This is a genomic window from Adlercreutzia sp. ZJ154 (genome assembly GCF_011039055.1).
GTDB lineage: Bacteria > Actinomycetota > Coriobacteriia > Coriobacteriales > Eggerthellaceae > Adlercreutzia_A.
This window is the reverse complement of record NZ_JAAKEF010000025.1, coordinates 1-24,563: the sequence shown is the minus strand read 5'-3', so window position 1 is coordinate 24,563 and position 24,563 is coordinate 1. Positions and strand designations below refer to the sequence as shown.

Here is a 24,563-nt window from a genome sequence, read left to right as displayed (position 1 = left end):
TCAAGTCAGAATCCTACGCACTTTTTGCCTATATGAAAGTCGAGTGGTATCGACTTCAGAGGCATCTATTTGGTATCTGAACAGGGAAAACAGCATGAATTTTTACACCCTTTTCTGCCTATATGCCTTTTTGCGCTCTTTAAGCCAGACATTGTCGAATTTCAAAAACGTGGCAATACAACGCACTATTCGCATCCAAATCAGAAGACTATGTTTAGGGCGTTTGCTATTAGGCCCCAGAAAACTCCTGTTACATATAATGCTGCTATTATGGCAAGATTTTGCTTCCAATGACGATTTGCGCGTGCAAGCACTAAAATCCCCACGCCTGCCGATACCAAAAGCCCCGCAAGCATAGCCCCTGCACCAAGCACACCTTCAATGTACAAATCGGCTATTACTACGCTAGCAGCACAATTGGGAATAAGCCCAACAAGCGCCGAAGCAAACACGGCAAATTCAGGATTAGCTTCCATAAAGTTACCTAGAATATCCTCGCCAACCACTTCAAGTACAGCATTGAGCACTATAGTTATAAAGAAAATAAACACCATTACCTGCACCGTATGCTTTAGAGCCGATACAAGTATGCCCTTCCAGCCAGCATCGTGACTATGATCGTGCTGGTGATGCTCGTGGGTGCAATCACTACAACAATCATCTGCATGCTGATAAGCTAATTGCGGATTCGCAGTACACGTGGCACAGTCACCAGAACAACCACAATTGTCGTGCTCACATAATTCGTGTATGCGAAGATCTTGCTTGTCGCGTCTGGCTAGACGCAGAACTGCGTCTACAATAAATCCCATTACCATGCCAATAATTACCTTTGCGCCCATGATAGACAAAATGGTATTGGGCGGCACTTGTTCAGCTATGAATATCGGTAGCATCTCGTCGGACGTTGACAGAAATACTGCAAACAATGTGCCAAGCGTAATAACGCGTCCCGCATATAAAGTAGCGGAAACTGCAGAGAAACCACACTGAGGCACAACACCAAGAAATGCACCTATCACAGGTCCTGCAGCCCCGGCATGTCGTATAGCATTTTGAGTTTTCGCACCAGTCTTGTGCTCAAGCCATTCCATAAGAAGATAGGTAACGAATAAAAACGGCACAAGATAGAGCGTATCTTCAAACGAGTGCCCTAAAACATGTTCTGCTATATAAAGAAAACTGTCCATAATTGGATTCTATCTCAATAAAAATAGTAACGTGCGCGACGTGCTACAATCCCGCAACAATAAGGGTCCCGAAGGACCCTTATTGTTGTATCTGTGTGAACAACTGAGCATTGCGCACGTAAGCTTGCACCGCTTTGCTCCTTTGGTGGCTCTTAGTACATTCCTGCTCCGCCGCCACCCATAGCACCAGCCAAAGCGCTCAGATCGGGACCTTCAGCCGGGATTTCATTAATAGTTGCTTCGGTTATAAGGATAAGAGATGCAACAGATGCAGCAGACTGTAGAGCGGTACGTGTAACCTTTACAGGATCGTTCACGCCCATAGAAATCATATTGCCACACTCGCCAGTCTTGTAGTTGCGACCCCAACCTGCCTCAGCCTTCTTAACCTCGGCAACCTCAACAGAGCCCTCAAAACCAGCGTTTTCAGCAATAGCGCGCATCGGAGCTTCAAGTGCCTTGCGAATAATTGCCACACCAACTTTTTCATCATCGTCAGCATTAATGGCATCAAGTGCAGGAATAGCGTTTATAAGAGCTACGCCGCCGCCGGCAACAATGCCCTCTTCAACAGCTGCGCGAGTAGCCTGCAGCGCATCCTCTATGCGGCTCTTCTTTTCTTTCAGTTCGCTTTCAGTTGCAGCGCCAACCTTCAAAACCGCAACGCCGCCAGAAAGTTTGCTTAGACGCTCTTGCAGTTTCTCACGGTCAAAATCGCTTTCTGTGCGCTCTAGTTCAGCCTTAATCTGAGCAACGCGCGCATCTATATCAGCCTTGTTGCCAGCGCCATCTACAATAAGAGCATTGTCCTTGGTAACTTTTACAGTCTTAGCAGTACCCATCATATCGATAGAAGCATCAGCAAGTGTCATGCCGAAATCTTTATCAATAACCTGTGCGCCAGTAACAGCTGCTATGTCTTCCAAAATACGCTTGCGCCTGTCGCCAAAGCCAGGAGCCTTAATTGCAACCACATTCAGCGTGCCGCGTAGTTTGTTCAGAAGCAGTGTTGCCAAAGCCTCGCCATCAACATCCTCAGCAACTAGGAACAGCGGACGACCGCTGCGCATAACTTCTTCTAGCAGCGGAATAAAATCTTGCACGTTGCTGACCTTCTGGTCTGTAAGCATGATGTAAGGGTCTTTCAAAACCGCTTCCATCTTTTCCATATCGGTAGCCATGTAGGGGCTGATGTAGCCGCGGTCGTACTGCATGCCCTCCACAATGTCCATTTCGATGCCGAATGTTTGCGACTCTTCAACCGAAATAGCGCCATCGTGACCAACGCGATCCATAGCTTCAGCGATCTTTTCGCCAATTTCAGCATCGCCAGCAGAAATTGTGCCTACATTAGCGATTTGCTCTTTTGTGGAAACCGGTGTTGCAACATCTTTAATGGCGTTTACAACAGCATCGGTAGCCTTTTCAATACCGCGGCGAATGCCCAGCGCATCGGTACCAGCAGTAACGTTCTTTAGACCTTCAGACACAATAATGTCGGCAAGTAAGGTAGCAGTTGTGGTGCCATCACCTGCAACATCGTTTGTTTTTACTGCAACTTCGCGTACAAGCTGAGCGCCCATGTTCTCAATAGGATCTTCAAGCTCTATTTCTTTAGCAACAGTTACGCCATCGTTAGTAATGGTAGGTGCACCATAAGACTTCTCAAGCGCAACATAGCGACCCTTAGGTCCAAGAGTTACCTTAACAGCATCGGAAAGTTTCTTTACGCCCGCACCAAGTGCTGCACGCGCATCCTGCTCAAATGTAATTGCTTTTGCCATATTCTTATATCCTTTCGGTTATTTATTAACTACGCAAAGACAGCGTAAATATCATCTGCGCGGACAATTAGTACTTCCTCGTCGTCGCAAGAAATTTCGTTTCCGCCATACTTGCTATAGACCACACGATCGCCCACTTTTACGGGCACCTCAATACGGTTGCCATCCTTGTCAAGACGACCTTCTCCCACAGCAAGAACGGTGCCAGTCTGCGGTTTCTCTTTGCTGTCACCAGCTAGAAACAGTCCCGATGCTGTTGTAGTTTCAGCTTCGTCCTGCTTAATGATGACACGATCACCCAGCGGCTTAAGATTCATGTTTGACTCCTTCTTTGGTCACGTTTCTTAATCTAAAGTTAAGCCAATATCTAATTCTAAAAATTAGCACTCAAGAATACCGAGTGCTAAAGTGGTGTATATATTAGCACTCAAAGCCTCCGATTGCTAATTAAAAGGCGAATTTTTTTACAAGAGATAACGTTAATCTTACAAAGTCCCCGGACAAACTAGTCCACTTTCGTAGGCAAATACCACAAGCTGTGCTCTATCATGAGAATCTGTTTTCGACATAATGCGCGCAAGGTGCGTCTTTACCGTAGCTGGCGAAATGAATAGTTCTTTAGAGATAAGCTCGTTAGAAAGCCCGCGCGCTACCAATGTAAGAATCTCGCGCTCTCTGTCGGTCAATGTTGCCAACAAAGCATTCGACTCCGCATTCCCTAAAGATACTGCTCGTTTCCCCGTAGCCGCAAATGTTTCCACCAAACGGCGCATCACACTTGGCTGAATAAGCGCATCCCCCGCAGCAACAACGCGAATAGCATGCACTATTTCATCAGGATCGGCATCTTTCAAAAGAAACCCACTTGCGCCTGCTTCTAGCGCATCGTAGACATATCTATCTACATCAAACGTTGTCAATACAAGTATATGCGTGCCTGACAACAATGGGTTGTGCGCTATATCGCGCGTAGCACTTATGCCATCTTTTCCGGGCATACGTACATCCATCAGCACCACATCTGGTCGCATGAGTTGAGCCATTCGTACAGCTTCGTCCCCATCAGATGCAGCGCCTATCACATCTATATCGGAATACGTTCCCAATATTGCCCGATATCCGCTGCGAACAAGTTCCTGATCGTCTGCTATTAGTACATGAATTTGTTTATCATCCATTGTTTTCACCTAGTGAATATCTACATGCGCCACTGGAATACGTACACTTATCTTAGTTCCTGCCGTATTGCTGGGTGATATATAGAACGTTCCGCCAAGGACTTTTACCCGCTCTCGCATGCCCTCGATTCCATGACCCATCGGCGCATCTGATTTAATTCCGCAACCATCATCTTCAATATCGAGCATTGCAACATCACTATTAATCGTCAAGCTGATAGACGCTTTGCTTGCGTGAGAATGCCTAACTATATTAGTAGCCGCTTCGCGCGATATGCCATAAAGCGCCATACTTATGTAAGCCGGCAGAGTATCTTTGCGCCCGTCTACGCGAAGCGATACCGCCAATCCCGCCTCTTCCAAATAATCCTTCAAACCAGATAATTCATCTATGCCCATCATGGGCTGTATGTCAGCATCTGATGAGCCATCACGCAAAACAGCAATCATGCCGCGCATTTCCGAAAGCGCATCTTTAGAAGTTTTGCGAATGTTGTCTAAAGCGTGTTTGGCTGCCTCCGGATCTGTCTGTATAAGCGCAGCAGCCGCCGCCGACTGTATGCTTACAGCAGACAACGAATGTGCCGTTATATCGTGCACTTCTCGCGCTATGCGCAGCCTTTCTTCCTCCACGCGCTTTTCAGCGTGAATTTCACGTGTGCGCTCGGCTTCGGCAGCGCGAGCAGCCAGCGCCTTCACAGAATCTTGTCTAGCATGAAGAGCAAACCCGGCAAAAGCAACAGCCACCACTATGGCTGTGTTCTGCACCAACATAAGCATTGCAAGTGAAGATGTAGGAGCAAAAAACGCACAACCCGCAACTGTTACTAACAACACACCGCCTGCCAATGCGGCTTCATATTTGGTGCATTCATACGCAACTGTAAACAACGCAATTAGTGGACCTACAAGCGAAAGCGTTGTGGCACCCATTTGCATTTCAAAAAACGCCCACAATAAAGTTGTAACCACAAACACAACCCACGGAAGACGTCGGCGTACCGTCAGAGGAATACATGTAAGCGCCACCATTAATATTCCCCATCCGGAAAGCGTTATTGTACGGACCCCAAGCAAGCGCCGTATAAAATCATCGGGAATCATTAGATTAGCCGAGGCGCTCATCTGAAGAAGACCAAATCCAAAAGCGCCTAATGCTATAACAGCATCCACAAGCCAATCCGTACCGCTCATGGGCACATCGCGAAGGTATAACCTAAACCTGTGCTTATTCATAGAATTGCACGCTCGGATATGGCGGCTCCATAGCACGCTTAAACGCATTAGCCTCAAAACGCTGCAAAATGTTTTGCACCCGAGCCTTAGAAAAACCCATATTTACAACTGATTGCACATCGGCATTATGTTCAACCAGTTCTATCAAAATAGTATCTAGCGTTTTATAGTCTATGCCAAGCGCCTTTTCATCCAACTGTCCCACCGACAATTCCGCAGACGGAGGTTTTTCTATTACATTACGCGGAATGGGGGCAATTTCGCCTGCGTCTAGCGCCTGCTTATTACGCCATTCACACATCTGATATACCTGCGTCTTGTATATACCACCAATAGGCGCAAAAGCACCCGCCGCATCACCATACAGCGTTGAATAGCCCATGGCAGCTTCCGATTTATTACCAGTGTTCAGCATAAGCCAACCATACATATTGGAAAGCGCCATAAGCACCACTGTGCGGCAGCGCGCCTGTGTGTTTTCAGATGCTAAGCCGTCAAAAGGCGACGCAGTAGCGTCTGAGATATTTTTCGCGAAAGCATTGTAGGGTTCAATAATTGGAATGGTTATAGCGTCTATTGCTAAATTTTCCGATAGCTGCTTTGCGTCACTTACGGAATGATCGCTAGAATAAGGACCCGGAAGCAGCACCCCATGCACATTGTTTGCACCCAGCGCATCTGCAGCTATTGCGGCTACTAAGCTGGAATCTATACCACCAGAAAGACCTATAACAACATGCGTAAACCCAGCGTTATGCACAAAACTTGCAGTTGCATCTTTGCACGCCTCGTATATATCGGCAATCTGCATGTTCAACCCCTATAAAGCACTAAATTGCACGAATCTTTTCAGCTAACCACGATGCCCACTCTTCTACACCGCTGCCCTTTGTAGCAGCTATAGGAAAGATTGGAGCCGTAGGATTTAGCCTATGAACCTCATCGCGAAATGCTTGCTCGTTAAAGTCGAACACAGGCATAGTGTCAACTTTGTTAAGCACAATTGCATCAGATACCTGAAAGACACCCGGATATTTCAGCGGTTTATCATCGCCTTCAGGAACCGACAAAATCATAACCTTGGCATTTTCGCCTAAATCGAAATCGGTAGGACACACTAAATTGCCCACATTCTCAATTATTATCAGGTCAAGCCTATCAAGGTCTAACACGTCTACAGCACGCTTTATCATCGCGCTTTCCAGATGACATGCACCGCCAGTATTTATCTGCACAGCCGATGTACCTTGGCGCTTAATCTTTTCAGCATCTACGCTGCTAGCTATATCACCCTCAATAACGGCTATGTTGAATTCGTCGCGCAACGCATCTATCGTGGCAAGAATTGTAGATGTCTTACCCGACCCGGGGCTTGCAAGCAAATCCAGTACAAACACGCCCGCATCGGCAAAACGCTGGCGCAACTGAGCAGCTATAGCGTCGTTTTTCTCCAGAATGGGTTGTTTCATATCTATCTGCATAACAGCAAAACTCCTCTGACAGCTAATTTTTAGCTAAAGCATCATCTTCGGGTAAATCTACCTCAATGGAATCTATCTGCAATTCCTTACCTTCTAGTAATTCGGTTGCAAAACTATCACATTCAGGGCAAAACATATTAAATCGATCGTGAGAATATTCTGCACCGCACTCTAAACAGCGGCTTTTCGGATGCACCATAATAATATTTAGCTTGGCACCTTCTGTGAAAGGGTCGCCCTCGGTTAGTGCCTCAAAAGCAAACACAAGCGCATCTTCAATGGCTTCAGTCATATCTCCTATGCGCAATGTAACTTCCAACAAGCGAGTAGCTCCGGCATTTTTGGCTGTTTCTTTTGCGGCATCCAAAACACCGGTCATTATGCCCAATTCGTGCACTTATTCGTCTTCCTCTGCGGCTAGTTCTTCGTTTTGTTGCTTTATGCGTTTTGCTAGCACTATACGCGCAAGCAGCAAACTAACTTCATACAGCGCCACCATCGCAGCAAACATAAGAAGCATTGTTACAGGTGAAGCATCTGGAGTTACCATGGCGCATAAAATCATCAACGATACATAGACGATACGCCAGCTAGAACGCAATTTTTTATATGGTATAACATCGAATATAACCAAATAGAAAATGATTAGGGGCAACTCGAAGGCGATACCAAAAGCTATTTCAAATTTGATGATTATATCTATGTAAGATGACATTCTAGGCGCAACATAACCCAAGCCTTGCGCCTGCTCGGTCAGCCACTGAAATGCTGCATTCAATATAATAGTGTAGCAAAACACGGTTCCAAGTATGAAAAGCACAACAGCAATAACAAATGTGGGCATAAACCACTTACGCTCTTTCGGCTTTAGGGCAGGCAGAAAGAACGCAAGGATTTGCCACAAAATAACAGGCGATGTTGCTACAACGCCGAAAAATAATGCTATTTGGAACCTTACCGCAAACGCCTCGAACGGATCTAGCGCCATCATTTCTGCCCAACCGGTATCAACATCTACCGGAATGTAGGGCGTAATTGGCAGTAGTAAGAATTGACCCATTGCCGGCGCTGCGAAATAAAAGATACATACAGCAACCGCTAAGCAAGCCACTATACGTACAAGACGCATGCGCAATTCGCCTAAATGATCAAAGAGGGGCATTCTTGCAGGACCTATAGGCATGACTACTTTGCCACCTCCTCAATAGACTGGGCGCTTTTGGTGCTAGTTGCATCGGTAACAGAAGTTGCAGTTTTTACAGCCACATCGGTTTTTGGATCTTGCTTGGCAGTAGAAACCTTTTCTTCAGATACACCAGCTTTTTCGGCAGATTCCTGCGTTTTGGCAGCTTCGGCAGCTGCCGCCTCGGCAGCCTTGCGCTCGGCACGTTCGCGATCGTATTTTGCTTTACGCTCCGCAAAACTAACCGACTTTTCCGATAGTTTTTCTGCCGCTTTGTCTGTAGCGTCGGTCACAGCAGCCTGCGCCGTGCGCGTTTTACTCTGCGCCTCATTTGCAGCCTGCTCTATAACTTCTAGTGGATTTTTTAGTGGCGCATCAGAATCTTTATCGATAAAAGACTGTGTGCTTAAAGTACCTTTCATTTCTTCTTGAGCATTCCTAAATTTTGCTATGGCATGCCCAACAGTCTTAGCAATTTCAGGCAGTTTATCAGGCCCAAAAATAAGGAATCCGAATAGAAGGATGAGGAATAACTCAAAACCACCTATACCGAACACTGGCTAACCTCACATTCCTAAAACCGCGATAGCCATAGTGGGTATGCCCAAAGCCAGTACCAAAATGGCACATATCACCACTGTGAATATCTTTTTTATGCGCTCAGAGCGCTCTTTTTGAGCTTTTATCGCAGCTTCACGTTGCTTGGCTTGTTCTATCTTCGCCTCGCGTTGCTGGCGCGTCATTTTATGTTTGCTAGATTTGCCCATTGCCTACGCTTTCAGCTTAGCGCGAATTTCTATAACACGCGCAATATTCTTCGCTACTTCAACGTTCACGTGCCAATTATTTTTCTCGTATAGCGTCTTGCCGCCGATCATGGTCATTAATACATCGCTGGCAGTACAGGTGCTAACCAAGGCAGATATTGGGTTTTGATCTAGCGATTGGTGCGATGCCGATAAGTCTACAGCTATTATATCTGCCAGTTTTCCCACTTCAAGAGAGCCTATTTTATCTTCTTGCCGCAAAGCCTTAGCGCCGCCTATAGTTGCTAATTCTAAAATCTCTTGGCTTGTTATGAAGCGGCTAGTGTCGCTTGCGCGGTGCAGCAATTGCCCCATACGCATCTCAGACAACATATCGGTAGATTCTGTAGCCGCAGGCGAATCGGTACCAAAACCAACGCGAAGACCAGCTTTCAAGAATTGCGACAAAGGAGCCACGCCCATGCCCAGTTTTGCGTTGGCGCTAGGACATGTACATATGGCAACATCAAATTCACGAAGCTTCTTTATATCTTCATCGGTTACATGCACAGCGTGAATCAGTAAAACATTAGGCGCATCGAACGCACCCCAATTTAGCGCATAGCGCACAGGGGTAACACCAAATGGCAGCCAAGGTGGAATTTCCACGTACCCGCGAACTTCTTCATCCATATTGTCTACAGCAAACATAGATGAACCATACATTACGAAGTTATATTCTTCGCGACTGCCAGCCAAGCGCATAGCCACCGGCAAATCGTCACGAATAGCAATGTCGGTAACACGCTGAAAAACAGACGGATGGTTTGCATATATAGCGGCAGGTGCAATTCCTACCGTTATGCGCTCTGGGTCGAAATCTTCTTTCCATCGGTTTATGTCGCGCTGGGCAGAATGCATAGCGTAATCAACACGCATTTTATCCATTGCGCCCACTTCGCGATAAATTACGCCGCGAAGCCCTAGTTCTTGCGCCGCACGACCAGCAGCGCCTGTACTGGTTATGTCAACCACTGTGGTAATGCCCGACGAAAGAGCATCCAGCCCACCGAGAATTGCAGAATCATACCAATCAGACTGTTCTAACTGAATGCTTCTATCGAGAACCGCCATAATCCATTCAGAATAAGGTTTATCCGCTACAACACCGCGCAATACCGATTTTTCAAGACGTGTATGCAGGTCAATAAGACCGGGCATTATGGCCGCCATTCCAAAATCTTCCACGTCTTCATCGGGATAGCGCAGACGTAGTGAATTTAGATCGCCTATATCTGCAATTCGATCTTCCCGAACAAGCACCGCCCCATCCAATATGGGTTCACTTGTAATAGGGAATACATATTTCGCAGTGATGAGCATTGAACCTCGCTTGATGCGTTTTTCTTTTCCGTAGAATGATAACAGAGCGCGGGCATCAATCGAACACCCGCGCACAAACTGAAATGTTTTTTCGGCACAAAAAGTTGTGCCTGCTTATATCTTATTGGATTTATTCGGAAGCCGTATCTGTTTGTTCGCCTTCAGCAGCTGCCGGTTGGTCCTCTGTCGTCTCATTTGGGCTTGCAACAATAACCTCTACTTTATAAGTAGCCCCTTCAGGTAAGCCATTCTTTTGTACATCGGCAGCATCTGTATACTTCTTCATAAAATCTTCGAACGCCTGATTTTGCACAACAGAGTCGGCTTGAGTGCGATAAAGCACCACTACATCAGCAGGAACACCATCTAGCGATTCGGCATTAGCGTAGTCTTGCTCGTAGGTTTTTATGAGGCTAAGCACCAACTCATCGTCTGCCTTTACTTTCTGAGTATCTGTTGACTCAGACATCTTCGCAGAAGCGCGGTCTATCAGATTTGCCAACTCTTCCCCACCCGACTGACGCAGCGTGCTGGTTATTTGCGAAACCGTAGAGTCAAGCTGACTTGTTCCAGTGGCTTTATAGAACAATTCGCGCTGCAGAAGTTGCTGACGCAAGCTGTCTTTGTATTGGTCTTCTGTCATACCGGAATACTTCAGAGCAATTCGCCAGCTAGATTCATTACCAGCACTTTTCTTAGCTTGTTCGAATGCAGCCTCAACATCTTCATCGGTTACTTCTATGCCGTTTTCCTTAGCAGCTTGGCGTACTATTTCCTCATTCACAAAATTATCTACAACTATTTCACGAAGCGACTCTGGCGTATAGCCGTTCTGACCCATATAGCTGCCCCAAGCTTCGTCGTCAGTTAAATCGTTTGTCTGACGGAAATTATCTATGTAGGCAGATACTGCATTTTCACCAATTTCCACACCGTTTACCGTAGCAGCAACACCGCCCGATGTGTCTGTAGTATCTATTACCACCACATCCATTTCGGTTTCCTGCTGCGGTTGCGGCTGCGAACACCCAGCCATAGCAAACACAGTTAGTGACGCAATAAGAACTGCACCTACAAATTTTTTATAGCTTTTCAACATTTCGATGTTTCTCCTATTATTCGTGAATATGTGTTCATCATTTTACATTCCATACATAAAAGCAAATCGCAGATATTGCGAAAACGCGAAACATACAATTACAATTCAAATCTTGTGTTGAAATTAATCGATTGGACTAGGAGATAGTGTGTTATCCGAACGCTTTTTAACAAAACTTGTAAAAACTATGACGCGGCACACACTAACATTGAAGCCAACTTCGGAAACATTCATGCCAGAACCGGAGGAAAATAGGCGCTACATGCTTTATATGCATGTGCCGTTTTGTGAAAGATTGTGTCCATATTGCAGCTTTAATAGGTATACATATCGTGAAGAGATTGCCAGACCTTACTTTGAAAGCATGCGCAAAGAGATGCTGATGCTGCGAGATTTAGGGTATGACATAGAAAGCATCTACGTAGGCGGCGGCACGCCAACAATAATGCTAGACGAGCTATGCGAAACGCTTGATTTGGCGCGCGATACGTGGAATATCGAGGAAGTGGCAAGTGAGACAAATCCGAATCATCTAGTACAGCCATGGCTAGATAAAATGCATGGACGCGTACAGCGGCTATCGGTGGGCGTACAAAGCTTCAACAATGAACTTCTAAAGACTATGGATCGCTACGATAAATACGGCAGCGGAGAAGTAATAATGGAGCGTATAGCGCAAGCTGTACCCTATTTCGATTCGCTGAATGTGGATATGATTTTCAACTTCCCCACACAAACTGAAGACATGTTATTTGCCGATTTGGAGCACATAGCTATGTGCGGAGCAAGACAGACAACATTTTCGCCGCTTTATATATCTGGCGCTACAGCTGACAATATGAACCGCACGCTGGGAAAAATGGATTGGAAACGCGAACTGCGCTTCTACCGCATAATAGATGGAGTTTTAGCTGAGGGTGCCCATCCGCTATTTCGCCGCGAAACTGTATGGACATTCAACCGCTTAGGGGCCGATGGAAGCGATGACCACGCCTTAATACATGACGAATACCAAACATCTTATGTGGATTATCCTGCCATAGGCAGCGGCTCTATAACGCACTTGGCAGGTGCGCTGTATGTAAACGACTTCAGCATAAGCGACTATAACCGACATATTGAGGAAGGTCGCATGCCCATTATGGGAAAATCGACGCTAAGCAAGCGCGATTTAATGCGATACAATTTCCTTTTGAATTTGTATCGATTACGATTTGACAAACGCGCTTTCCGCGACGAATTTGGTGTATCAGTAGAATTCGGGCTTCCGGCTGAAATGGCATTCATGCGACTAAATGGCGCATTTGCAACTGATACCAAAGATGAACTGACTTTGACCGAAATGGGGCGCTATTTGGTGCTAGTAATGTACAGACAATTCCTAAGCGGTATGAATAATTTGCGCGAACAGGCACGAGCCGAACTTTCGGGGTCTGAGAGACAGCTGCTGTTTGGAAATGGCACGATATATACGAACATGGACGAATAGATGAGCATAGATACCGCAACAGGAGCAGAGGCACCATCAGAGATTTCATCCGCACGTGTGAAGCTGATTTTTTCGCACATTGCGCCTAAATACGAACGCTTTAACGCCATTTCAAGTTTTGGAACTTATAAAGCGTGGCTGCATAAAATGGCAAAGATGGCTGCCATTAATGGTGATGCACGTGTGCTTGACGTGGCAGGAGGCACAGGTGATGTTACTTTCGAAATAGCACGCACGAAAAAACCGGCACATATAATGTGTACCGATTTAGTACCCGAAATGCTAGAAGTTGCACGTAAACATTTTGCAGATGGACGCGCAGATGGCGTGCCAGTAGATTTCATGGTTGCCGACGCGCAGGCGTTACCGTTTGAAGACGAGCAGTTTGACGCTGTAACAGTGGCTTACGGGATACGCAACATGCCCGACCGTCCGTTGGCGCTGCGCGAAATGTTGCGTGTGCTGAAGCCGGGCGGAAGCCTTACTTGCCTAGAATTTTCTACGCCGAAAAATGCAATTTGGCGTTCACTATATGGTTTTTACTTACGCCACTTAATTCCTTTTTGGGGCGGTCTTATTGCAGGAGAGCGCGAAGGGTTTGTCTACTTAGGAAATTCCATTCGCGCATTTCCCGATCAGCAAAGCCTTGCAAAAATGATGGAAGATGCTGGGTTTAAAGATATTGCATGGGTAAACTGCACAGGCGGCATAGCAGCCGTACATACAGCTTACAAGCCCTTATAAACCCGCAAGGCTAGTTTAGCTGCTACACCACACGAAACGTACCGTCAGTGAATACGCGAATAGTGCCATTTTCACCGGCTTGTTCTATTGCTGCACCAATAACCTCGCGCACGCGATTCGTTTTGCGCTTATAGCCTAGCAAACGCATGGTAGCCTCTATTAAATCTTCGTAGGTTAGTTTTTCTTGACTTTTCAGTGCAGCAAGTATTGCCGCAACCAATTCTTGATACGGATACTCTGTTATTTGGCGATTAGACTCTTCGTCGGTGGGACGAAATATGCAGTAGGTTTTCGGATCTTGATCGCCACGCCACACAAATGTGCAACCGTTAAATTCAGTTTGTTTCGCATTAATCTTGCGATTGAACAGCCATTCATTATGCGATTGAATATCGCGACCGCTGCGCTTTATGCCAAAGCTAGCGCGCACAGTGTTGAACAGGCGCTGTTTTTCAACCGGAGCTTCAGCCTCTATAACTTTGCGCATGCGCTCTACTATGGCTTCTTGCCACATACTGCGCTGATAATCGTCGGAATCTATGGGAGTGTTGGGCAGTTTAGCGGTTTTGTATTCCTTGGCGTTACCACCAAGGTTTTGCGCAGGTGAAAATGTTTGTGCTACATGCGCAGCTGTGTTTTCTGCAGAAACTTGTACAGTGTGTGCAGCTTCTGCAGCATCCGCTCGACTATTTGCACGCGCAACTTGAGCATGGGCATTCTCTATTTCTGTCTGTGCCGCGCGAATGCGCTCGTTAGCTTCTTCTGCACGCTCTTTTTCGCGCCTGTAGCCATCGCTTAATGCACGATAACGCTCGGCGGTCATAACGACAAAACGCTCGGTGCCACCCATAGTAACGATGGCTTTGCCGCTACCCTCTTCAACAAGCTCTAGCAGCTCTAGTACATCTTCTAATTCAGAAACTTCGAATCTATCACCCATGCTTACTCCTTACAAAATACCATGCAAGCATGTTAATTTCGTAATACAACCAAAGTCAATAAATATCAAATCAAACCGCCGAATAAGCATGGATACAAACAAATATAGTCAATTGACATTTTTAACTACATGATTCGGGTTCTAGCATACAATTGTTATAAGCAACCTACATATAAGGCATTAGTTAGCGCTGCGCTACTATCAGCACAATTGCGCCGCTAATGCCAATGCGCTACAAAAGGATATTAGCTAATGGAACGCAAGGCGAATACGACTAAAAGCACAACACCATCTGGTATACGCGAGGGGCTTTGGTCGCCCATTTTCATTTTAATTCTTACATGCACGCTTTCAACATTTCTCGTGGGACAAGGCATAAACGCTGGCACTTCGGTTTATCTTGAACGCATTGGCGGCTCTGTCGGGCTTGCCGGAATAGGCGCGCTATGTTTTTCGGTGGCAGCCGGTGTAGCGCGTATTATAAGCGGTCCTGTTATAGACACGCGCGGCAGACGTATCGTTATTATGGCTGGTGCAATCGTTATGTTTGTTGGCTGTATTGGTCCTCTTGCCGCCAATGACGGTGCCTCTTTTGTTCTATGGCGCATATTGCAAGGTGCAGGATTTTCGGCAGCCACAACAGCTACCGCAACCGCCGCAGCAGATGTGCTTCCGTTTTCGCGTATGGGGGAAGGCATTGGATACTACGGATTAGGTCAAGCTGTATCTATGTCTATAGGACCAGCTCTTGCAATTTTCCTTGTATCTACCGACCCGGCACAAAATTTCTATTTTGGATGCGCCGCATGCAGTCTTTTAGCGTTTGTACTTAGCTTGTTGATTCGCTATGAAAACAACCCATACAAACTTCCTGCCACATCCGAATACCGCGTCCGCCAAGAGCAAAACAGAACCGCTAACAAAGAGACAAAAACGTCTAATGCAGCCAAAAAGCAAGAGTTACACGGCTGGCATCGTGTACTTGATAGCGTGTTTGAACCAAAAGCGCTGCCGGGCACAGTACCCATCCTTTTCATGTGTGGTGCGTTTTCATTCAACATTTTCTACATGGGGCTGTTGGGCAATTCTTTGAACGTAGGCAACCCGGGTATTTTCTATACAGCTTCAGCCGTAGTTATGATTATAGTGCGCTTAACATCTGGTCGCTTTATGGATAAAGTTGCACCAATTCATATTATGGAAGTTGCTGTAGTGGCTGGTCTTGTATGTTTCGCAATGCTTTTGGCATGCACTATAGGCGCATTTGGACATATAACCGAACTGATCTTCTATATTTCAGGGCTGCCTTTTGGACTGTGTATGGGTCTAGCTGTACCCGTAAACCAGACAGTTGCCGTGCGCTTTAGCCCAGCCGATCGCTGGGGCGCAGCAAATGCGCTTTTTATGCTTGGTGTAGACATAGGTAACGGTGCACTCTCGGTTGCATGGGGCTTCCTAAGCGAAACTCTAGGATTCACTGCTACAATTTGCGCCGTAATTTTATGCCTTATAACTGCCTATATATCAGCGCGTATCGTATATCCAAAATAAAACACACCCACCAATAGCTACAAGCAATAAAGCGCAAATTACACAATTTATGATTGCGCGTTAAACTCTATCTTCCAAATCCATCATCATAAGGAAAACGTTATCGCGCATATTGCGTGATTCCTGCCTGCTTATGCGACCTTCTTCAAACATATGCTGAATTTGCCCTAACTCTATTTGGTAAGCCAAGCGCCTTATATCGTCCGACTCATCAACCACACGAATTGAAGTAGTGACGCTTGTGCGTGACTGGCTCAATGCCGCAATACTCGCCTCATATTCCATAATTAACTTACTTGCGTCTTCAGTTGCAACAGTGCTTTTCTGCATTTCAGCCTTCAGAACTTCCACCACATAACGCGCCGCCTCTTCCTGCAAACGACGCATTTCCTCGCCATTGTCTGTCAGTTTTGAATCGGGCAATTGGCGCACTATTGCCAAGCGCATTCGCACAAATGCTATCCTAATATGCGATACCCACTTCTTAGCATCGAATCGCTGCCCTGCCCCATGCTTTATCAATTTTTCCATACGCTCTAAGCGACCCAAGAATTCGTACCCAACATCAGAACTTACAATTCCTTGTTCCATAAGTTCTAGCGTATGCTCTTCTTCCCAATTTAGCACCTGCAGACGCAACGCAACTATAGAGCCATCGTTGGCATCTATCATATTCTTAGTATTTTCAAGCCTATCCTGATAGCTTTTAATGACTACCCTAGTAGCCCTGCGATTACGTTTTGTTTGTTGCGCGGTTAACTCTTCTATAACGTTGCGCAGAATGTCTCTTAGTACCTCAAAATAGTTATGGCGCGCATCAATTTCAGATTGCTTGCGTTCTTTCTTGGGCGCAACCAACGGAACTACAAATGTAGCAAGCAAAAGCGTAATCAATATAACGCCGCAACCTAAGAAAATTAGTAAACTACGTTCGGGAAAACGAGCTCCCGTAGACATAAATATTGGCATCGTAAATAGAATGGAAAGCGTAATAGTACCTTTAGCGCCGCAAAGTGTAGTTATAAGCGCATCTCTAGCGTTTGTTCGGCTGAATTTGTACGGTTCACCACCATTTCTGCCGGGGCGGCGCGCATGCCACAATTCCATACATATACACCAAATAAATCGCACGCCCATTAAAATTAGCGTAATAAACAAAATGTAGGCAATTAGCGAAAAATTATTGAGCGTCTCGTCTGCCCACACATAGCGCATAGATGCAGGCAGCTGTGTTCCTAGCAAAATAAACACAATGCCATTTAGCGCAAATGACAAAACTTGCCAAACATTGCTAGAAACAATGTTCATGCGCGCAATAGAGGGACTGTTTGTGCGTGGAGTTATTACGTTCAAAAGACCAGCAACTACAACAGCAATAATGCCGCTAACATGGATAGATTGCGCCAATAAATACACTATGAATGGCACGCACAATTCGTATAGCACATGGAAAGTGGCGCTTTCTATTCCCAAATCGCGGAACTTACGCAACGCCAAATTCGCCACATAACCCAAGACAGCGCCGCATATTAATCCCCCGAAAAATTCCACCAAAAACGACACGCCCGCATCTGCTATAGAGAACGCTCCCGTAACCGCTGCAGTTAGCGCAAATTGAAACATTACGATGCCCGAAGCGTCGTTTAACAGCAGTTCGCCTTTAAGTATTCCCCATTGGCGCTCGGGTATAGATATCTGTTTTGAAAGCGAGGTGACAGCCACAGCATCTGTTGGTCCCAATGCTGCGCCAAGCGCAAGTGCCGCCGCAATACTAATAGACGGTATAAGCGAATGCAGCGCAAAGCCAATTATTACAGCAGTTACTATAACCAAACCGATAGCTAGGGATAAAATTGGAGCTTTGTTTACCCATAATTGCATTCTATCGGCGTTTTTTGCCTCTATGTATAGCAACGGCGCAATGAATAGCACCAAAAACAGGTTAGGTTCTAGGTCTATCGTTATAGTGTCACTGGCAAATATTGCAATAATAACCCCAAGACCAATCTGAATAAGAGGCAGCGAAACGCGCGGAACAACTTGGTCTATTACAGCAGACAACAATACTGCTATTGTCAGGAATAATACAAGCGTCAGAGTTTCCACGCATTTCTCCTCTCGATAAATTCGAATAATATTTTGGAATAATTACTTACTGCGCTAATCGCACTTTAATTGAACGACCTTCCTTCATTATTTCAAAATCGCCCACACTGGCAACATAGCGCCGCATCTGGGCAAAACCTAAATCTCGCACTTTGAAATCTTTGAAACGATCGCGAACTTTATTACCAAGCGATGCAAGTGGAATTCCTTCTGTGCCAGATTCGCGTACCAACTTATAAATATATGCTTGTGGAGTTTCTTCTTGTTCCGCCATTATCTTACGCGAGCGGCGACGGCGCGCGCGTTTGCGCTCATCTGGTTCCTTTTTCGTGTCGTCATCCGATACGTCTTCGCTATATTCAGCTGTACTTTCAGGCTTAGTGCTTTCTACTAATTCAACAGTAACATTGCTATGGTCTTTTGTTATCTTGACGCGGTCGAATTCGTCCAGCAGCTTACTAAGCAAATTCGTGCCATAGTTTCGCACGTCAAAGTCGGGATAGCGCTTCAACATACGGCTCCCCACTTCGCCAAGTCCTGTAGCTTTTCCGTTGTTCAGATTTTCGGTAATAATATCAACAACCGCTTGTTCAACATCTTGTTTATGCATCACGCCACCCTGCTTAGAGCTAGGACCAGCCAGCAATTCCAAATTTGTAAAAACGTCACAAGCGCGCCTAAAAGGAGTTGGTGTTTTCTTTTCACCCATACCAATTACAGTAAGACCACTCTCTCGCAGACGACCTGCCAAACGCGTAAAATCAGAATCGCTGCTTACAATACAAAACCCATCCAAGTTCTCGCCGTAAAGCAAATCCATAGCATCGATTATCATGGCTGAATCAGTTGCATTCTTACCCTGCGTATAGCCAAATTGCTGGATGGGCATTATTGAATTTTCCAACAACGCATCTTTCCATTTAGAGTGCAGTGGAAGCGTCCAATCGCCATATATGCGCTTTACTGTAACGGTTCCATATTTTGATAATTCATCAAGAATCGGCTTAATATAACGTGCTGAAACATTATCTGCATCTATGAGAAGTGCGAATCTGTTGTCGCTTGAAGATTTGCGATCCATTAGGCTCCTTGTATGTTTGTTTTGCAATAGCTGCCTATATGCCTATCATAACAAAAGGTCGCAAACATCTGCGACCTTCTGATAATCCGTTATGTCTTTGCTACCTTTTCAGGCTCATATACTTTCGCGCTATATGGCTGACTATTCAGCGCTTTCCGTATATGCACGCTGGACGCTAGAATCAACGCGAACACCGGGGCTCATGGTTGAAGATACTGCAATCGACTTTACATACTTGCCCTTAGCAGCTGCAGGCTTCATACGTATAATCTCATCGTATACAGCGCCATAGTTTTCAGCAAGAGCCTCAGCGGTAAAGCTAACCTTGCCGAGCACAACATGCACAATGCCAAAACGGTCGGCGCGATACTCAACGCGACCACCTTTAAGTTCATTGATAGCCTTAACAACATCGTTGGTAACAGTGCCCAACTTCGGGTTTGGCATAAGACCGCGCGGACCAAGCACCTTACCAAGCTTGCCAACTTTACCCATCTGATCGGGCGTAGCAACAGCAGCATCAAAATTAAACTCGCCGCGATTGATCTGTTCGGTTAACTCGTCGGTACCCACGATATCGGCACCAGCCTCTTGTGCAGCCTTAGCCGCATCGCCTTCAGCAAAAACCGCAACACGCACAGTCTTGCCAGAGCCATTCGGAAGACTAACCGTACCGCGCAGCTGTTGATCGGCTTGACGGGTATCGATACCCAAACGAAAGTCGCCTGTTACAGTTTCATCAAAATTGGCAGTAGCAATTTCCTTAACAGTTTTCATCGCTTCTAGCGGTGTAAGCTCCTCTGCGGGAACGCTAGCAACTGCTGCCTTGTACTTCTTTGATTTCTTAGCCATTTTTTTAATCCCTTTCGTGGTAATGGCGGGCAGAACCCTTCCACTTCATATGTACACAACGCACTTGCGTTGCATTAACCCTACTATGCCGAAGCACCATCGTCTACAGATTCGCCCTTCAAAAGAGCTGCCAGCTTACGAGTCACTTCGTACTTTTTCTTCATTTCGCGACCCTCAATGCGCACGCCCATTGAACGCGCAGTACCAGCAATAATTTCTTTTGCAGCATCTATATCGTTTGCATTCAGATCGGGAAGTTTGATTTCAGCAATTTCAGTCAGCTGTGCATCGGTCAGTGTGCCTACATTTTGCAGTTGCGGAATACCAGCACCATGCTCAATACCCAGCTTTTCCTTAATAAGAACAGCAGCCGGAGGAGTCTTTGTTATGAAAGTGAAAGACTTGTCTTCGTATACCGTAATCTCAACAGGAATAATAGTGCCAGTCTGATCTTGCGTTTGCGCATTGAATGATTGGCAGAATTGCATAATGTTAACGCCTTGGGCGCCAAGTGCAGGACCAACTGGAGGAGCAGGGTTAGCCTGACCAGCCGGAATCTGAAGCTTTATGAAGCCAGTAACTTTCTTGTCAGCCATTTTTAGTTCCTTAACTCGTTTATCGTTAATACAAATCTATAGTCTGCGTCGCCGCGAGAAGCCCCTGTCCACTAGGGCACGACTACGCTGAATATTCAACCTTAAATTCTTGCCACCTGATCAAATGTAAGCTCCACAGGAGTTTCACGACCAAAGATGGAAACCATAACGCGTACTTTCCCGGCATCGGGCATTACTTCTGCCACAATACCATCAAAATCTTTCAGAGGACCATCGGTAACATGCACCGATTGACCTTCCTCAAGAGTAGTAGATGTACGCTTTGGAGTATCTTGGCTAGTACGTTTCATAATCTTATTGTACTCTTCGCGAGTAAGAGGGCTTGGGTTACCCTGACTACCCACAAAACCAGTTACTCCGGGAGTATTACGGACAGCCGCCCAACTGCGGTCGTCCATTTCCATTTTCACCAAAACATAACCCGGAAAAACTTTTTTCTCAGTCTCTTTGCGACGACCACCATCACGTATTTCGGCAACTCGCTCAGTAGGTATTTCAACCTTGAATACGTTGTTCTCAAGACCCATAGTCTCAACACGTGTCAGAAGGTTATTCTTTACCTTATTCTCGTATCCGGAATAGGTGTGTAGCACATACCATTTTTTAGACATGCTTAGCCTTCCTGAGAAGATTCGCTATCCGTTGCGGCTCCGGGTGCCTCTGCACCGGAATCGCCTTCGCTTGTGCCCTCAGTTGCACCCTGATCAGATTCAGAGGCAGCAGATGCATCCTGAGTCTCGCTAGTTTCGCCTTCGGAAGTAGCATCAGAGCTTGCGCCTTGGTCTGAACCATCGCTAACATTCAAACCAACATTACCGCCGCCACCAGTATTGTCCAATTCATTACTTACTTCTGGCGCCTCGATGCTAGATACACCAATAAGTGCCGGAGTAATAATTAAATTATCGAGGATGGCTACATAGGCACCGAAGAAAACTAGCGCTGCAACAACAACGACAGTCCACTGACCCACATCTTTTTTTGTAGGCCACGTAACCCTTTTCATCTCTGCTCGCACATCGCGAAGGAATTGAAAATGCTTCTTCTTCGGTTTGTCTGCCTTTTTTATATCGGAACCCTTTGAAGCCGCTTTCGACTTCTCAGGCTTGCTTTCCTCGGTGCTGTCCTTCTTTAAAAGACCACGTTTCTTTGCACCGCTTTCAGCAGCTTGTTCGGTTTCAGGCTTTGTATTTTCCGAAGCCTCAATAGACTCCTGCTCACGCTCAGCCTTCTTAGCTTGGCGTGCAGCCGATGCCTTTGCCTTTTGGGTTTTCGATTTCTTAGCCATGTGTTCCTCTGCTTTGCAGTCTTTTTATGGAAAACGTCTTCGCGACTGCACTTCGAAGCCGTCTCATAACGCCAAACAAGCAGCCCTCAAGCTGCTCGTGATGCAAGCTGGCAGGCCAGGAGGGACTCGAACCCCCAACATGCGGTTTTGGAGACCGCCGCTCTACCAATTGGAGCTACTGGCCTATTGCCTGTCTACAAAAAAATCCTTCACACTAACGAGTCTCGCGATGTACTGTATGGCTACGACACCACTTGCAGTACTTCTTGAACTCCAAGCGTTCGGGATTATTCTGCTTGTTCTTCGTGGTCGTGTAGTTACGGCGCTTGCAGTCCGTGCACGCCATCGTGACCAACGTTCGCATGAATACTCCTTTTACGCAATCTTATCGCAAGCTTGCGATTATACACATGAATCTGCAGAATCGGGTCGCAATTCTAAAATTACGACCCGATTTCTCGTTATACGTTGTTATTTGATGATCTTAGTAACGCGACCAGAGCCAACGGTACGACCACCCTCACGGATAGCAAACTTCAGACCCTCTTCCATAGCTACCGGGTGAATCAGCTCGCCAGTGATGGTTACATTGTCGCCAGGCATAACCATCTCGGTGCCCTCGGGCAGGTGAGCTACACCAGTAATGTCGGTGGTACGGAAGTAGAACTGCGGGCGATAACCATCGAAGAATGGGGTGTGACGTCCGCCTTCCTCCTTAGTTAGGATGTATACCTGACCCTCAAACTCGGTGTGCGGTGTCACACTGCCGGGCTTGCAAAGAACCTGACCACGCTCGATGTCTTCACGTTTAATACCGCGAAGTAGAACACCGATGTTGTCGCCAGCCTGAGCCTCATCAAGCAGCTTGCGGAACATCTCAATGCCGGTGCAAACAGTTTCCTGAGTCTCTTTAATACCAACGATTTCTACCGGGTCGTTCATGTGAAGAACGCCGCGCTCTACACGACCAGTAGCAACAGTGCCACGACCAGTAATTGTCATGGTGTCCTCTACAGCCATCAGGAATGGCTTGTCTACATCGCGCTCGGGAGTGGGGATGTAGGAATCTACAGCATCCATAAGCTCCCAAACTTTGTCCTGTGCGTCCTTGTCGCCCTCAAGAGCTTTAAGAGCAGAACCGCGAATAATCGGGGTGTCGTCTCCCGGGAATTCATAGCTGTCAAGCAGTTCACGAACTTCCATCTCAACAAGTTCGATAAGCTCTTCGTCGTCAACCATATCGCACTTGTTCAGGAAGACTACGATGTAAGGCACGCCTACCTGACGAGCAAGCAGGATGTGCTCACGAGTCTGAGCCATTGGACCGTCAGTAGCAGCAATAACAAGTATTGCACCATCCATCTGAGCAGCACCGGTAATCATGTTCTTTACATAGTCAGCATGACCGGGGCAGTCAACATGAGCATAGTGACGAGTGTCTGTTTCATATTCGATGTGAGCAATAGAAATGGTTATGCCGCGCTCGCGCTCTTCAGGAGCCTTGTCGATATCTTCAAATGCGGTGAAGTCAGCCTTAGCAGTGCCATGGCTACCATCATTGGAAGAAAGCGTCTTGGAGATAGCTGCTGTCAGCGTGGTCTTGCCGTGGTCGACGTGACCAATCGTGCCGATGTTAACATGCGGCTTGGAACGCTCAAATTTTTCCTTTGACATTTTTCCTCCTTGTAGGAAATTCTGTACTTTACATAGGAACGCGTCCTTAGCGGACGCGGGCTTTCTTGGTAGCGGTGACTGGATTTGAACCAGTGACGCCACGGGTATGAACCGTGTGCTCTGACCAACTGAGCTACACCGCCATTTTAATCTCTTTATAATTGCAGATTTAATGGAGCCTGCGACCGGACTTGAACCGGTGACCTCTTCGTTACCAACGAAGTGCTCTACCGACTGAGCTACACAGGCAATTTGACCGCTTTTATGCACACATGTTGCGTCAGACTTTGCATCATGCGCACCTAAAAGGCTCAAAAGAAAATGGTGGGCGCGCTAGGATTCGAACCTAGGTAGGCATAGCCAACGGGTTTACAGCCCGTCCCCTTTAACCACTCGGGCACACGCCCTTTTTGAACCTGCACAGCACATCTTGTGCTTCGTCAAGCTCAATGCCGTATTCTCGGTCACAGCACTCAAGGCTGCTCCCTCGTATACGCATTGGCTTTCCTTGCCCAAGCCGCACTGTGCAGGTTCAAAAAAATTAATCCTGCACAGCACATCTTGTGCCGTACAAGCAAAAAGCGTTTGAAAATTCATGTGTAATTTTCAAGCTGCCGCCCGGAAAGTTACAACTGAGCAACAAACCAAGCGAATGAATGATACGTTAGAGAAAACCGGGTGTCAAGCCATAACACGCCCCCGGGTGTATCCATACCTTTCACCGTACAAAATGTCTCCGCTAACAGCATTCAAAAAATAAGACGATATGAGTAGAACATTGTGAGCCCCTGCTTCATATTGTCTATTCATATAGCCGTGGGTCGAGGCTGATAATGGTTCCATCTAACCAAAACCGACAACCAGCCAGGTTGCCACATATATGAGAGGGACTCACCATGAACCATGTTACTTCAATCGGCCTTGATGTCCACGCGCGTTCT

25 protein-coding genes and 4 tRNA genes are annotated in these 24,563 nt (G+C 46.4%); 3 read left to right on the top strand and 26 right to left on the bottom strand.

All coding sequences use genetic code 11. From position 1 onward, the window contains the following. Window positions 1–200: 200 nt before the first annotated feature. The 13 genes from G7Y37_RS08570 to G7Y37_RS08510 all read right to left on the bottom strand — a co-directional run bounded on the left by G7Y37_RS08570 (window position 201) and on the right by G7Y37_RS08510 (window position 11,280). On the bottom strand, window positions 201–1,190 hold the full coding sequence (locus G7Y37_RS08570) for a putative manganese transporter (protein ID WP_165063053.1): 990 nt from the start codon (window positions 1,188–1,190) through the stop codon (window positions 201–203). A 152-nt stretch (window positions 1,191–1,342) separates the two neighbouring features. Continuing rightward, a complete protein-coding gene (gene groL, locus G7Y37_RS08565; RefSeq protein ID WP_165063052.1) occupies window positions 1,343–2,974 on the bottom strand; it encodes a chaperonin GroEL in 1,632 nt (543 codons plus the stop codon). A gap of 29 nt (window positions 2,975–3,003) precedes the next feature. Next, on the bottom strand, window positions 3,004–3,291 hold the full coding sequence (groES, locus tag G7Y37_RS08560; RefSeq protein ID WP_165063051.1) for a co-chaperone GroES: 288 nt from the start codon (window positions 3,289–3,291) through the stop codon (window positions 3,004–3,006). 168 nt (window positions 3,292–3,459) lie between these two features. Continuing rightward, window positions 3,460–4,152, bottom strand: coding sequence for a response regulator transcription factor (locus G7Y37_RS08555; protein ID WP_165063050.1), 693 nt, complete (start codon window positions 4,150–4,152; stop codon window positions 3,460–3,462). A 9-nt stretch (window positions 4,153–4,161) separates the two neighbouring features. Beyond that, complete coding sequence (locus tag G7Y37_RS08550; RefSeq protein ID WP_165063049.1) at window positions 4,162–5,346, bottom strand: sensor histidine kinase; 1,185 nt, start codon at window positions 5,344–5,346, stop codon at window positions 4,162–4,164. Between the two features lie 34 nt (window positions 5,347–5,380). Continuing rightward, entirely contained in the window at window positions 5,381–6,199 is an 819-nt protein-coding gene (gene nadE / locus G7Y37_RS08545; protein WP_165063048.1) for an NAD(+) synthase, read from the bottom strand. A 19-nt stretch (window positions 6,200–6,218) separates the two neighbouring features. Next, window positions 6,219–6,869 (bottom strand): hydrogenase nickel incorporation protein HypB, encoded by a 651-nt coding sequence (gene hypB / locus G7Y37_RS08540; RefSeq protein WP_165063047.1) that lies wholly within the window; start codon window positions 6,867–6,869, stop codon window positions 6,219–6,221. Between the two features lie 22 nt (window positions 6,870–6,891). Beyond that, window positions 6,892–7,266, bottom strand: a complete 375-nt coding sequence (locus G7Y37_RS08535; protein ID WP_165063046.1) for a hydrogenase maturation nickel metallochaperone HypA — start codon at window positions 7,264–7,266, stop codon at window positions 6,892–6,894. Further along, entirely contained in the window at window positions 7,267–8,052 is a 786-nt protein-coding gene (tatC, locus tag G7Y37_RS08530) for a twin-arginine translocase subunit TatC (RefSeq protein ID WP_165063045.1), read from the bottom strand. Between the two features lie 2 nt (window positions 8,053–8,054). Next, window positions 8,055–8,609, bottom strand: coding sequence for a twin-arginine translocase TatA/TatE family subunit (locus G7Y37_RS08525; RefSeq protein WP_165063044.1), 555 nt, complete (start codon window positions 8,607–8,609; stop codon window positions 8,055–8,057). A 9-nt stretch (window positions 8,610–8,618) separates the two neighbouring features. Beyond that, a complete protein-coding gene (locus G7Y37_RS08520; RefSeq protein WP_165063043.1) occupies window positions 8,619–8,819 on the bottom strand; it encodes a CASC3 protein CASC3 in 201 nt (66 codons plus the stop codon). A gap of 3 nt (window positions 8,820–8,822) precedes the next feature. After that, on the bottom strand, window positions 8,823–10,181 hold the full coding sequence (locus tag G7Y37_RS08515) for an amidohydrolase family protein (protein WP_165063042.1): 1,359 nt from the start codon (window positions 10,179–10,181) through the stop codon (window positions 8,823–8,825). A 130-nt stretch (window positions 10,182–10,311) separates the two neighbouring features. Further along, window positions 10,312–11,280: a SurA N-terminal domain-containing protein gene (locus G7Y37_RS08510; protein WP_165063041.1), complete on the bottom strand. Its 969-nt coding sequence runs from the start codon at window positions 11,278–11,280 to the stop codon at window positions 10,312–10,314. A 148-nt stretch (window positions 11,281–11,428) separates the two neighbouring features. Here G7Y37_RS08510 and G7Y37_RS08505 point away from each other — a divergent pair, with 148 nt between their 5' ends. After that, window positions 11,429–12,769 carry a coproporphyrinogen III oxidase family protein gene (locus G7Y37_RS08505; RefSeq protein ID WP_165063040.1) on the top strand — a complete coding sequence of 447 codons (1,341 nt, stop codon included), beginning with the start codon at window positions 11,429–11,431 and terminating at the stop codon, window positions 12,767–12,769. Further along, window positions 12,770–13,513, top strand: a complete 744-nt coding sequence (gene ubiE, locus G7Y37_RS08500; RefSeq protein WP_165063039.1) for a bifunctional demethylmenaquinone methyltransferase/2-methoxy-6-polyprenyl-1,4-benzoquinol methylase UbiE — start codon at window positions 12,770–12,772, stop codon at window positions 13,511–13,513. It begins immediately after the preceding gene. Window positions 13,514–13,535: 22 nt separating this feature from the next. Here ubiE and G7Y37_RS08495 read toward each other — a convergent pair whose 3' ends face one another. After that, window positions 13,536–14,453, bottom strand: a complete 918-nt coding sequence (locus G7Y37_RS08495) for a DUF3320 domain-containing protein (RefSeq protein ID WP_165063038.1) — start codon at window positions 14,451–14,453, stop codon at window positions 13,536–13,538. 252 nt (window positions 14,454–14,705) lie between these two features. Between G7Y37_RS08495 and G7Y37_RS08490 the strand changes: the two genes are divergently transcribed. After that, window positions 14,706–16,004, top strand: a complete 1,299-nt coding sequence (locus G7Y37_RS08490; protein WP_165063037.1) for an MFS transporter — start codon at window positions 14,706–14,708, stop codon at window positions 16,002–16,004. A gap of 60 nt (window positions 16,005–16,064) precedes the next feature. Here the strand turns inward: G7Y37_RS08490 and G7Y37_RS08485 are convergent, their stop codons facing one another. The 12 genes from G7Y37_RS08485 to G7Y37_RS08430 all read right to left on the bottom strand — a co-directional run bounded on the left by G7Y37_RS08485 (window position 16,065) and on the right by G7Y37_RS08430 (window position 24,029). Further along, window positions 16,065–18,110, bottom strand: a complete 2,046-nt coding sequence (locus tag G7Y37_RS08485; protein ID WP_165063036.1) for a Na+/H+ antiporter — start codon at window positions 18,108–18,110, stop codon at window positions 16,065–16,067. Window positions 18,111–18,156: 46 nt separating this feature from the next. Then, a complete protein-coding gene (locus G7Y37_RS08480; protein WP_165063035.1) occupies window positions 18,157–19,191 on the bottom strand; it encodes an NYN domain-containing protein in 1,035 nt (344 codons plus the stop codon). 141 nt (window positions 19,192–19,332) lie between these two features. Further along, on the bottom strand, window positions 19,333–20,043 hold the full coding sequence (gene rplA, locus G7Y37_RS08475; RefSeq protein ID WP_165063034.1) for a 50S ribosomal protein L1: 711 nt from the start codon (window positions 20,041–20,043) through the stop codon (window positions 19,333–19,335). An 83-nt stretch (window positions 20,044–20,126) separates the two neighbouring features. Further along, a complete protein-coding gene (rplK, locus tag G7Y37_RS08470) occupies window positions 20,127–20,639 on the bottom strand; it encodes a 50S ribosomal protein L11 (RefSeq protein WP_165063033.1) in 513 nt (170 codons plus the stop codon). 101 nt (window positions 20,640–20,740) lie between these two features. Continuing rightward, window positions 20,741–21,271 (bottom strand): transcription termination/antitermination protein NusG, encoded by a 531-nt coding sequence (gene nusG, locus G7Y37_RS08465; protein WP_165063032.1) that lies wholly within the window; start codon window positions 21,269–21,271, stop codon window positions 20,741–20,743. A 2-nt stretch (window positions 21,272–21,273) separates the two neighbouring features. Beyond that, the gene (gene secE, locus G7Y37_RS08460; RefSeq protein WP_165063031.1) at window positions 21,274–21,948 is read right to left on the bottom strand and encodes a preprotein translocase subunit SecE; all 675 of its coding nucleotides are present in this window, start codon (window positions 21,946–21,948) and stop codon (window positions 21,274–21,276) included. A gap of 108 nt (window positions 21,949–22,056) precedes the next feature. Then, a tRNA-Trp gene (locus G7Y37_RS08455) sits at window positions 22,057–22,133 on the bottom strand. Window positions 22,134–22,162: 29 nt separating this feature from the next. Beyond that, entirely contained in the window at window positions 22,163–22,312 is a 150-nt protein-coding gene (gene rpmG, locus G7Y37_RS08450) for a 50S ribosomal protein L33 (protein WP_165063030.1), read from the bottom strand. 107 nt (window positions 22,313–22,419) lie between these two features. After that, window positions 22,420–23,622, bottom strand: coding sequence for an elongation factor Tu (gene tuf / locus G7Y37_RS08445; RefSeq protein ID WP_165063029.1), 1,203 nt, complete (start codon window positions 23,620–23,622; stop codon window positions 22,420–22,422). A 66-nt stretch (window positions 23,623–23,688) separates the two neighbouring features. Further along, window positions 23,689–23,765, bottom strand: a tRNA-Met gene (locus G7Y37_RS08440). 30 nt (window positions 23,766–23,795) lie between these two features. Then, window positions 23,796–23,871: transfer RNA gene (locus tag G7Y37_RS08435), tRNA-Thr, on the bottom strand. A gap of 73 nt (window positions 23,872–23,944) precedes the next feature. After that, window positions 23,945–24,029, bottom strand: a tRNA-Tyr gene (locus G7Y37_RS08430). Window positions 24,030–24,563 lie beyond the last annotated feature (534 nt).